The organism is Bradyrhizobium sp. HKCCYLRH2015, assembly GCF_051168215.1.
Classification (GTDB): Bacteria; Pseudomonadota; Alphaproteobacteria; order Rhizobiales; family Xanthobacteraceae; genus Bradyrhizobium.
Genome location: NZ_JBNPUO010000017.1, coordinates 1 through 11782, shown reverse-complemented (window position 1 = coordinate 11782; position 11782 = coordinate 1). Strand labels below are relative to the sequence as shown.

General features: G+C 61.8%; 5 protein-coding genes and 1 pseudogene. 3 read left to right on the top strand and 3 right to left on the bottom strand.

Annotated features, from left to right (window positions below):
• Positions 1–78: 78 nt before the first annotated feature.
• The gene (locus tag ACQR1H_RS32305) at positions 79–741 is read right to left on the bottom strand and encodes a response regulator transcription factor (protein ID WP_434908749.1); all 663 of its coding nucleotides are present in this window, start codon (positions 739–741) and stop codon (positions 79–81) included.
• A gap of 285 nt (positions 742–1026) precedes the next feature.
• Between ACQR1H_RS32305 and ACQR1H_RS32300 the strand changes: the two genes are divergently transcribed.
• Entirely contained in the window at positions 1027–6675 is a 5649-nt protein-coding gene (locus ACQR1H_RS32300) for a trifunctional serine/threonine-protein kinase/ATP-binding protein/sensor histidine kinase (RefSeq protein ID WP_434908748.1), read from the top strand.
• An 11-nt stretch (positions 6676–6686) separates the two neighbouring features.
• Complete coding sequence (locus ACQR1H_RS32295; RefSeq protein WP_434908747.1) at positions 6687–7058, top strand: response regulator transcription factor; 372 nt, start codon at positions 6687–6689, stop codon at positions 7056–7058.
• Positions 7059–7906: 848 nt separating this feature from the next.
• Here the strand turns inward: ACQR1H_RS32295 and tnpC are convergent.
• A pseudogene (gene tnpC / locus ACQR1H_RS32290) lies at positions 7907–9396 on the bottom strand (IS66 family transposase).
• A 239-nt stretch (positions 9397–9635) separates the two neighbouring features.
• Positions 9636–10007 (bottom strand): IS66 family insertion sequence element accessory protein TnpA, encoded by a 372-nt coding sequence (gene tnpA, locus ACQR1H_RS32285; protein ID WP_434908746.1) that lies wholly within the window; start codon positions 10005–10007, stop codon positions 9636–9638.
• A gap of 196 nt (positions 10008–10203) precedes the next feature.
• On the opposite strand from tnpA, the gene ACQR1H_RS32280 reads away from it, so the two are divergent.
• Positions 10204–11292, top strand: coding sequence for an IS110 family transposase (locus ACQR1H_RS32280; RefSeq protein WP_434908745.1), 1089 nt, complete (start codon positions 10204–10206; stop codon positions 11290–11292).
• The last annotated feature ends 490 nt before the right edge of the window (positions 11293–11782 follow it).

The window sequence follows — 11782 nt, the reverse complement described above, 5'->3', positions numbered from 1 at the left end:
GCGCGCCGTGAGCCCTGCTGGCCGGTTCTACCCTCGAGTCTCCGTCGCTAAGGCCTAAGTCGCAGGCTACGATGAAGCCTAGTTCTGCGACTTCGCCTGCCGTAGCTTGGCGCCCATGATCACGAGGTCCGCCAAGGATCGCGCTCTCATTTTCCGCATCATCTTGCCTCGGTGAGCCTTCACGGTGATCTCGCTGATCCCGAGCTCGTAGCCTACTTGCTTGTTCAACAAGCCCTTGACCACCAACGCCATCACTTCCTGCTCGCGTCGACTGAGCGAGCCATGGCGTTCATGCAATTCGCGCAATTCCGCGTCGCCACCTATGGCGGAATGGCTGCGCGCGAGGGCGAGTTCGATCGCTCCGAATAGCTCTCCGTGACCGAACGGCTTGGTCAGAAACTCCATCGCGCCGGCCTTCATCGCTTTGACGGTCATGGGTACGTCGCCGTGGCCCGTGATGAAGATGATGGGAATGCTGATGCCTTGGCTTACCAGGTGATTCTGAAGCTCCAGACCACTGAGCCCCGGGAGACTTACGTCGAGCACCAGGCAGCTCGGAACGAAGTCCTGTGGCCGAGAGAGGAACTCTTGCGCCGTGGCAAACGTCTCCGTTTCCCAGCCTCTGGTGCTGATCAGCTCTTCGAGAGACTCTCGAACGGATGGATCATCGTCGACTACGAAAACCTTAGATCTGGAGGGGAGCACCAAGGAGCCCGCGTCAACCGCGCTTGATGTCGTCATGTCTCTTCCCTTTGGACTTCGATTCCGCTGACGAAGCAAGCGGTCCCTAGCTCATCAGGCCACAGACCGCGTCGTCTGGCTTTCCAAAAGACACGATGTTCGACGGCCTTGCGAGCCATGATGCGTCCGATCGTCATTGATCCTGCAAGCGGCATTATGTGCTTTCAGGGGCTCGGGAGCAACAAACATCGAAGCGCAGCAACGCCACCGATACCTTGGTGCCATAGAGCCGGCCGGGGTCTCTTGGTACTCCTTCACAAGGTCATCGTCGCAGGAAAGCTCGTTATGCAGTTCCGCTGCCAGAAAGGTTGCGCCGAGTCGGTCGACGAAGCGGAACCAGACGGAGCGGCCCCAAGTGGCCTTTCCGTCCATGTACTTCAAATCATTGGAGAAGATGACGATTTTACGCTGTTGAGGGGGCGCCGGTCCTCGGATGGTCGCCAAGTTCTGGTTCGGAAGCCCGGCAGCACCGGGCACAATCTCGGCTTGATGCAGCGGCTGGAGAACGAGTTCTCCATCGCCGGCGACCTCGATGCCGCCTGGGCGGTGCGTCCCATCGACTTGGCTCGTGGCGAGGGAGGACCGGCACTCATTCTCGACGACCCCGGCGGAATGCCTCTCAAGGACAGGGTCGGCCATGCTCTCGGAATCTCGGCTTTTCTTCGGATGTCGGTGAGCCTGGCGGAAGCGCTTCGGCAAATACACCTAGCCGGCATCATCCATAAGAACATCAATCCCGGAAGCCTGCTGGTGGACGAAAAGGATATCGTTCGCGTCATGGGCTTCGGTATCGCTTCGCGTTTGACGCGCGAGCGACAAGTCGTCCCCTCGATCGACGCATACGCGGGCACGTTCGCCTATATGGCCCCGGAACAGACGGGTCGGATGAACCGGTCGATCGATGTCCGGAGCGATCTGTACTCCATGGGTGTCACCCTTTACGAGATGCTCACGGGACGACTTCCGTTCGAGGCGGCCGACGCCGTCGAATGGATGCACTGTCATATCGCACGACAGCCCCTCCGACCTGAGGCCCAGATGGATGGCGTGCCCGCCCCTGTCGGCGACGTCATTATGAAGCTCCTCGCCAAGAACGCCGAGGACCGATACCAGACCGCTTCTGGCGTTCTCGCCGACTTGCGGCGTTGCCAAGACGATTGGCAGACCCACCAGAGGATCGAGGCCTTTTCGCCCGGTGAGAACGATGGTTTGGATCGTCTTCTCATTCCCGAACGGCTCTACGGTCGGAAATCAGACCTCGATTTTCTGCTCAACGCCTTCGCGAGGGTCGCCAATGGCGGCTCGACAGAAATGATCCTGGTGTCGGGCGGTGCAGGCGTCGGTAAATCGTCGGCCGTGAACGAGCTAAACCGAGCCATCGCGGCCCGCCGGGGATCCTTCGCGCGGGTCAAGTTCGACCAGTATAAGCGCGATGTTCCGTACGCCGCTCTGACGCAGGCGCTGCGGGACCTTGTCCAGGGCGTCCTGGGTGAAAACGACGACGAATTGTTGCGCTGGCGGGACCGGCTGATGGAGGCTCTCGGCCAAAGCGCACAATCCATCGTCAGCCTCGTCCCTCAGCTCGAGCTCGTCATCGGTAGGCAACCACAAGCCCCGGAACTGTCGCCGGACGACGCACGGCTCCGCTTCCAGACATTGATCGGCCGGTTGATCGGCGCCTTCGCGCGATCCGAGCGTCCTCTAGTCATCTTTTTCGACGATCTCCATTGGAGCGATCCGGACACCCTCGACCTGCTCAGAAACCTCTGCAAGCGCAACGAATCGGGGCACCTGCTTCTCGTGGGTGCTTATCGGGACGAAGAAGTCGGCTCCGGGCATCCTCTGATGACGACGCTTGCGGATATCCAGGAATCGAAGGTCTCGCTGCACCGCCTCTCGCTGGCAAACCTCTCGCTCGGAGAGCTTACCGAGTTGGTAGCCGGCGCGTTGCGGTGCCGTCTGGACCGCGCACGGCCGTTGGCGCAGTTGGTGCACGCGAAAACCGGAGGCAATCCCTTTTTTGTCATCCAGTTCCTCACCTCGCTGGAGCACGATGGATTGCTCGTGTTCGCGACCGAGAAGGAGGGTTGGACGTGGGACATCGAACAGATCGCGCGCAGGAAGTTCACCGACAATGTCGTGGACCTCATGGTGGCACGTTTGAATCGGCTGCCCAGTCACGTGCAGAAGGCCTTGAAGCACTTGGCCTGCGTCGGCAACGGCGCGCGTACGGCTACCCTAGCCGCGCTCTACGGAGAGACGCGCGAAGCGCTTGAAAAGGCGCTTTGGGAGGGGGTCCGTCTGGAGCTCGTGTCTGCGAGTGCCGACGAATACTCCTTTGCCCACGATCGGATTCAAGAAGCTGCCTATTCGTGGATTCCCGACGATGAGCGCGCCGATCAGCATCTCCGGACGGCGAGAGTGCTCGCGCAAACACTTCCGGCGAAGGAAGTCGACGAGCAGATCTTCGATATCGTGGAGCAGTACAATCGTTCCATACACCTCATTGAAACGCCTTTGGAGCGGGAGCAGGTCGCCCGCTTCAACCTGACGGCGGGGGCTCGTGCCAAAGCATCCACCGCCTATGCAGCAGCATTGCAATACTTCGCTGCAGGAGCGCTGGCGCTTCAAGTGACCGAACCCGGGCCGCAAAGCTACCGACTGAGCTTGGAACTCGAATTGAACCGGGCGGAATGCGAGTTGCTGACGGGCACTCACGAGGAGGCGGAGGCGCGATTGGACCGTCTCGCGGACGCCGCCCTGTCAGCGGTCGATCGGGCAGCGGTCACTCGCTTGCGCATGACCCTGTACACCACCACCGACAGGATGGATCGCGCGATCGCCGTAGGCCTCGAATACCTGCGCCAAGCCGGCTTGGAATGGTCTTCCCATCCCCCGGACGAGGAAGTGGACCGGGAACTGTCGAGCATGTGGCGTCTGCTGGGCGAGCGGACGATCGAGGCGATGATCGATCTCCCTCTGCTGCAAGAAGCCGAACTGCTCGCGACGATCGACGTGCTTACGGACTTCCTCGCTCCGGCTTCCTTTACCGACAACAACCTCTTCTATCTGGCGGTCATTCGGATGACCAATCTCAGTCTGGTGCACGGCAATTGCGACGCTTCCGCTTGCGCCTACGCGCTGCTCAGCATCGTGTTGGGATTGCGTCAAGACGATTATGAAGCGGCATTGAGATTCGGCCAGCTCGGCTGCGACCTGGTGGACAAGCGCGGCTTGGATCGCTTCAAGGCCAAAGTCCATACCTTCTTCGGAGCTCTCGTGCTTCCTTGGGCGCGGCCTTATTCGTCTGGCCGGGAGATGCTCAAACGCGCCGTCGAAGAGGCTTACGCTTCGGGCGACCTGACGTACGCGGCCTACAGCGTCAGGAGCCTTGTGGCCAATCTGTTGGCCTCGGGAACTCCCCTTGCGGAAGTTGAATGGGAGCTCGAAGCGTCGCTGTCGTCGATGCGGGGCGCGAAATTCGGACTCGCGATCGACTCTCTCGTCGCACAATTGCTTCTCGTTCGTTCGCTTCGCGGCGAACGGACCGATGTCGGTCTGTTTCCTGAGGCGGACGGCGGCGAAGTCGCGTTCGAGCGGCGCCTGATGCAGGCCGACGCCCGTTCCGCCGTCGGAGCGGCTAGATATCACATCTGCAAGCTGCAGCAGCATTTCATGGCAGGGCAAATTCCGGAGGCCCTCGCGGCGGCGCGGAACGCTAAAGACCTGGTCTGGTCGACCGAGCACTTTCTGGAGATCGGAGAATACCATTTCTTTGGCGCTCTCGCGCTGGCCGCCGCCTGCCAAGAAATCCCGTCGTCTATGCGTCAAGATTACCTTGAGGCAATCGAGACGCATCGGCAGCGGATCGCGAGGTGGTCGAAAGGGTGCCAGGAAAACCAGGCACACCGCGAGGCGCTGCTGGCCGCCGAAGTCGCGCGCCTTCGCGGAAAAGCGGGTGAGGCGATCAATTTGTACGAGGTCGCCATCCGGTCTGCTCATGAGAACGGCTTCGTTCAGAACGAGGCGATCGCCGCCGAGCTGGCCGGTAAATTCTATCGGGCATTGGGAGCCGACACCGCGGCGGAGGGATATTTGAGGAGGGCCCGGGCGTGCTACCAGCAATGGGGCGCAATGCCGAAGGTTCGGCAGCTCGAAGAGCTCGATCTGGACGCGACAAAGCGACAATCTGCCGAGGAGGCGCGATCCGGCCATACGCCGGAGCATCTTGACTTGGCGGCGATCATGAAGACGTCGCTTGCGGTCTCGGGCGAGATCGTTCTCGATCGCCTGATCGAGCGCATCATGGCAATCGCCCTCGAACATGCCGGCGCCGACCGGGGGCTATTGATCCTGTCGGGCAGCGCGGATGCGCGAATCGAGGCGGAGGCCCGAGTTGTGGGCGGGGTCGTAAGGGTCGAGCTTCGGAGCGAGACTTCCTCTCCGAGCGAATTTTGCCAGCCGATCCTGCGCTATGTCCTGAGGACTCAGCAGACTGTCCTGTTGGACGACGCCATGGAGGGTCAATTCGCCGCCGACGCCTACATTCGCGGCGAGCGCATTCGCGCGTTGATGTGCCTCCCTCTGACGAAGCAATCGAATCTGGTCGGGGCGTTATACCTGGAAAACCGCCTGACGACGCACGCGTTCACGCCGGAACGCACCGCGGTACTTCGCGCATTGGCCTCGCAAGCCGCCAACGCACTCGAGAACGCCCGCTTGTATGCCGATCTCAAGACCACCCAGGACCGTCTCCAGGCATCTCACGACCAGATGCAGATGCTGGTCTCGGTGGTCGAAAACAGCAGCGACTTCATAGGCTATCTGCCGACAAAGGGGCGTGATGGATACATCAACGCGGGTGGAAGGCGCATGGTGGGTATCGAACTGGATGCCGACGTCTCCAGAGTTCAGATCAGCGACCTGAGGCCGGCCGACGAAGACGACAGATATTCGAGAGAGATTCTCCCGGCCCTGGAGCGAGACGGCCGGTGGACCGGAGAAAGGAATCTGAGACATTTCAAGACGAATGCGCCGATTCCCGTCTTGCAGAATTTATTCTATATCGTCGACAGCAGGACCGGAGAAAGACGGGGAACGGCATCGATCTGCAAGGATCTGACGGAGCAACGGCGGACGGATGAGGCCTTGCGAAAGGCCCAGGCGGATCTGGAGAATATCGCCCGGCGCATGACGATGGGCGAATTCGCAGCTTCCGTCGCACACGAGCTCAATCAGCCCTTGATGGCGATCGTCGCGAGCGGCGAAACCTGCCTGCTTCGGCTCGAGAAAAGCCCACCCGAAGTCGAAAAGGCGCGCGCAGCCGCGCAGCGCGTCGTACGAGACGGCCACCGGGCAAGCGAAGTGATCAAGAGCATTCGCGCGCTGCTCAAGAATGCCCCCTCTGAAAACCTTGAGTTCGACCCTTACCGCGCAATCCGTGAGGTCATCGACCTGACGCAGGGCAGAATCCGCAAGGAAGGCATAATTTTGGACGTCGACCTTCGGGGGGCCGTTGGCGTAGTCGGTGATCGCGGCCAGTTTCAGCAGGTCGTGCTCAACCTTGTCGCGAATGCGATCGACGCAATGGTCGATGTCAGCGGCAAAACCAGATTGCTGCGGATCGAGACGCGGGATATCGCGGGAAATCTGATGGTCAGCGTAGAAGACACGGGTCGGGGTCTCGACCCGGTCAGTTCGGGCAAAATTTTTGACGCCTTCTTCACCACGAAGCCGGACGGCATGGGTATGGGCTTGGCGATCTGCAGATCGATCGTCGAGATACATGGTGGACGTCTGTGGGCCGAGCCGAGGCACTCCGGCGGCACCAAGTTCATTGTTCAAATCCCGGTAGTGGCCGGTGTCGCGCCTATCGATTCTCTCGATCAGGCTATCGTTGAAGGCGGCTTGCCCGGTGGCCTGCCGAAGTTTTGAAGGAAACGCTCGTGACCGAACCAACTTTGATCTCGTGCGTGGATGACGACCCGACGGTTCTGGAGGCATTGCAGGATTTGCTCGACGCTTCGGGTTTCGAGGTGGACGGATTTTCGTCGGCAGAAGAGTTCCTATCTCGCGGGCGGCTCGATGCGACGACTTGCCTGATCACCGATGTCAGGCTGGGAGGCATATCTGGGCTTGAGCTGCAGAGCCGTCTCGCCAGGACGGGCTTCAAGATTCCGGTTATCGTCATCTCGGCGTTCGCGGACGATCAGACCCGAGCACGAGCTATGAAAGCGGGGGCCGTTTGTGTTCTTGGCAAGCCGGTCAGCCGAGAGAACCTCATAAATTGCATCCGTCTCGCTGTGCATCCTACGTGAGTGACCCATGTCATCTGGCATGCAAGATTCACCTCCCTAAGCCGTGCGGTTTGGTGTTCAAGAAGTGAGCGCCCGAAATCTAAATGCCGTCATCGGCCGCTCTTGCGCTGGCCTTCGGTGCCAGGATCTCTCGTGTCGCCCTCCGACCTGGCGGCGCGCTGGCGGGAGCGCACGGCGGTGGAAGTCCCTTGTCGCCTTCGATGCCCTTCTGCCGATTGGCATCCGCCTTGATCAGGCTTGCGTCGACTGCGAACCCTTCGCAGCGCCGCATTCGACCGTTGTAGATGGCTCCAATCTTGGCCCTTGGAGGGCGGGGTCTCTTGGCCTAGCGGCCCCGGATTGGGGACGATCGACACCGGCACCAACTGCAGCCGGTCTGTAGCGGCATTGCCGAGAGATACTCGTCGACGCACAGCCGTGAAAGCAGTTCCGTGTATTTGTCTGCAAGGGGGACTGCACGAATTTCCGCAATCGGATATCAGCGATCTCGCAAGCTTTACAGAGACCTTGTCGACTCGCCGATTGCCGGGCCGATGCATTGGCGTTTGAGATGGCGTTGGATCAGAAGGTGGGCAAGAAAGCGAGAAATCAAGCGAAGACTCAGGGAAGAGAAGCAAAGGGATTTTTCACGCCGTAGGCGCCACTGGTGCAAGCCAGAGGGCGAACTGTGCTCATCAATGGCGAAGGTCGCGACGGCTGATCGCGATGGGCTCTCACGCTGACGGTCGAGCGGCCGCGTGTTAGCTGCAACTCTATTGGCAGCTGGAGTGCAATGATCTGAGTGGTTGATTGCATCGAAGGGCTACATGAGGAAGAGGGGGAGCAAGCGTCCGGCCGTTGCACATGCCTCAGGTCTTGACATGATCAGTCAGCTTCCAGCTCCACGGCAGCAACTCGTCGAGGCGGTTGACGGGGTGTCCGTCGATCATCCGCTGCAGGATGTCTCGCGGATAGGCGTAGGGCTCGACGTCGTTCAGCTTGCATGTCGTGCTCAGCGAGCTGACGACCGCCCAGCGATGCCCGCCACCGTCGCTGCCAGCGAAGGGGTGGTTCTTGCGGCCCAGCGTGACCGGGCGGATCGCGCGCTCGACCGGATTGGTATCTCGACGCGGCCATCGTTCAGGAAGCGGGTCAGTCCGTGCCAGCGCGAGAGCGCATAGCGGATTGCTTCGGCAAGCGTGCTGCGGCCGGAGACCAGGCGGGGCCGGGCATCGAGCCAGACGTTCAGCGCGTTGACGATCGGCTTGGAGAACGTCCTGCGTTCGGCAAGACGGTAGTTAGGCGATTGGCCGCGGATGCGCGCCTCGATGGCATAGAGCTCGCCGATCCGACGCAGGGCTTCTGTGGCCACAGGCGATGCTGTGGCTTCTGCCACGTCGTAGAACTTACGTCGCGAGTGGCTCCAACATGCCGCGAGCGTATTGCCCTCCTTGTCGGCCAGCTGCTCGAAGCCGGCGTATCCGTCGACATGCAGGATGTCCTTGAAGGCGGCAAGATGTGCGATTGGTCGTTCGGCCTTGCGGCCGGGTGCGAACAGGTAGATGGCGGCAAGAGGTTCGGGGCCGCCCCACGGCCGTTGCTCGCGGGCGTACACCCAAAGCCGTCCCGTCTTGGTTCGTTCGCGGCCAGGATCAAGCACCGAGATCGGCGTGTCATCAGCAAAGAACGAACACGTTCTTGCAAAGCCGTTCGTGCGAGGCCTCGAGCCACCAGCATGCGCCGCCAACGCAGCCGGCGAGCGTCGAGCGGCAGAGATCAACGCCATGACGGTCGAAGATCTGCGACTGCCGATAGAGCGGAAGGTGATCGCAGTATTTGCTGATCAACACGTGCGCGAGCAGCGTCGGCGTCGCCGGACCGCCAGCGATCAATCGCTCCGGCGCGCCGGCTTGCACGACCTTGTTGCAGGCGCGGCAGGCGTATTTGGGTCTGCTCGGCGCACGACGCGAAGCTGCGCCGGGACCCGATCCAGCATTTCGCCGACGCTCTCACCGATCAAATGGAGAGCACCGCCACAGCAGCCGCAGACCCGGTCTTGTACGTCAAGCAGAACGTCTTCGCGTGGCAGATGATCGGGCAGCGCACGACGACGCAGCGGAAATTTGGGTTCCGGTGTGACCTTCGGTTGCGCTTCTTCGACGCGCCCGATGTCGCTGTCGAGATCCTCCAGACCGAGTGCAAGCTGGTCGGGATCGATGCGTTCGGAGCTGCGGCCGAACTGCATTCTCTGCAGCTGTTTGATGATGGATTTGAGCCGTTCGATCTCGGTGTCGCGATGGTCGATCGCAGCGGCAATGTCGCGCACCAGGCGCTGACGGCAGAAACCTTGGCGCCCGATAGCTCGGTTTCCCTGGCAATCGCGAGCTTCTCCTCGTCGCTGAAGAAGCGGCGGGCCGGCATTTTGGGCGCGGCCGGATCGCCGATCTCGGCGGCTGTCAAGCGGCGTTCTGGCTGTGAGTTCCTAGCACTAGTGCTAACGGCTGGACGGGCGGAGGGATGAAGATGCGTGCGCCAGTTGATCGTGACCTCCCCGGTGGCCAGTCGGTCGCGCCATTTGCGCAGCGAATGCGGCGACGGCTACATCGCCGCGGCGTAAGCGCGGAGCTCCATTCCGCTCCAATTCAGCGCCTCGACATGCATCGCCCAGAACGCCTGGGACGCTCGATTGCGTACATCCGAGGTGATCGTGAACCTGCGCTGCTTCTGCTTTCGGAGCGCCTTTTCTCGCTCTTCCCGGGCGCGCTCACGGCGCAATTCCGTCTGATATTTCTCGAGCTTGAGCGCAGTCTCGTCGCCGGCCAGCCGCTTCAGCCAACGGCGCAGAGTGTTCTCAGTCAGACGTTGTTGCTGGCAGTATTTACGGATCCCGAGACCGCTGCGACGCCACGCTTCGATGTGCAGCGACCACCATTCGCGGCGCGCTCCGTTCTCGAAATATTTGGATCCCACCGGAGATTCTCCACAGCAGCAGAGAACTCGAAATGGAACGATAACACACGAGGGGGAAGGTGTGCAGGGACCGGACGCTTACCGCCCGATTGCCCGATTACTCCCTGCCGTCCGTAATCGGCCTGACCGTCCCGCTGCTGACGCGGCAGTGGCGGCTGTGCAGAATGAGCGCTCTCGCCAACACAGGAGGCGCGCCATGGAGTTCTTCTGCGGACTGGATGTCGGCATGGATCAGACCGCGATCTGTGTGGTCGACGACAAGGGCGGCGTGCTGCTGGAGGTCGCGGTGATGACCGACCCGGACACGATCAAGGGCGCACTGTCGCCGTATCTCGGGCGGCTGCGGCGGGTCGGCCACGAGGCCGGCGCGCTGTCGCCGTGGCTGCACCCAGAATTGCTCCGTCTCGGCCTGCCGGCGATCTGTCTGGAGACCCAGCACGTGCGCGCCGCGCTGCATGCGCAGCGCAACAAGACCGACCGTGCGGACGCGCTCGGGATCGCGCACATCATGCGCACTGGCTGGTTCCGGCGCGCGCACATCAAGACCGCGCCGTGCTACCGGCTGCGCCTGCTGCTGACGCATCGACGCAATCTCAAGCGCAAATTCCTCGATCTCGAGAACGCGATCCGGCACTCCTTGAAGGCGTTTGGGATCCGGCTCAACCGCGTCGGCCGCGGCGCCTTTGCGCAGGCCGTGCGCGACGCGGTGGCCGGCGACGCGCTGATCAGCGAGCTGATCGATGCCATGCTGAACGCCCGCGCGGCGCTGTGGAAGGAGTACTGTCGGCTGCACCGCCTGGTCGTCAAGCTGGTCGCCGGACACGAGCTGTGCCGGCGCTTCATGCAGATTCCAGGCGTCGGGCCGATCGCCGCGCTGAGCTTCATGACGGCGATCGATGATCCATCGCGATTTAGGCGTTCACGCGACGTCGCGGCGTATTTTGGCCTGACGTCGCGGCGCTGGCAGTCGGGCACCTCGATCGATGTGCAGGGGCCGATCAGCAAGGCGGGCGACTCCGACGTGCGGCGCACACTCCACGAGGCAGCGAGCGCGCTGCTGACGCGCTTCAAGCGTCGCGACAAGGTGAAGACCTGGGGACTGGCGGTTGCGAAGCGGTCTGGACACCGCAAGGCGGTGGTCGCGGTGGCGCGCAAACTCGCGGTGATCATGCACGCGATGTGGTGCGACGGCACGGCGTATTGCGGCGATCAGGCCGTCAGGGCCACTGATGCGGCCGCGCATGCCAAGCGCAAGGACCGCAGGCTACTGGGAGCGCTGGCATGAACCGTAGCAACAGCCCGGCAACAACGAACAGGCGTCGCGGACGACGCGCGAATTGATGGAGCTCCGCTGTCAGCGGATGAGGACCGGTGCAGATCCAAGACGACGGAACGCACGCTATCTTGCCTGCGAGGCGGTGTCCGAAGGGACGGCGCGATCGCGCAAAATTGCCTGTGACGTGGCTCCGTCAGACCGATGGAAAATTGCGCCGCGACGGCTATGCTGCTGCCATCGTGCAGGAGCGCCACGCCGTCGCTGAGCGCGGAAAGCTGCACGGCGCACTGGGACTCCTCGCTGTCAACGAGCTGCAGATCAGGCTGCGCTGCAGACGCGTTTTTGACGATGAAGATGGAGAGCACCGATGGCGAAAGCGACGAAGACGATCGTGTCAGAGAGGCAGAACACCCGGCCGATTAAAGTGTCGGCGTAATCGGGCGCGCGCAAGACGAGACAGTGTTGGCGGCAAAGGCGCAGCATTGCGGTGAATCAACAT

Excerpts from the sequence above, each read along its gene's own strand:
- ACQR1H_RS32300 (WP_434908748.1), top strand. The coding sequence starts at position 1,027 with ATGCAGTTCCGCTGCCAGAAAGGTTGCGCCGAGTCGGTCGACGAAGCG.
- ACQR1H_RS32305 (WP_434908749.1), bottom strand. The coding sequence starts at position 741 with ATGACGACATCAAGCGCGGTTGACGCGGGCTCCTTGGTGCTCCCCTCC.
- ACQR1H_RS32280 (WP_434908745.1), top strand. The coding sequence starts at position 10,204 with ATGGAGTTCTTCTGCGGACTGGATGTCGGCATGGATCAGACCGCGATC.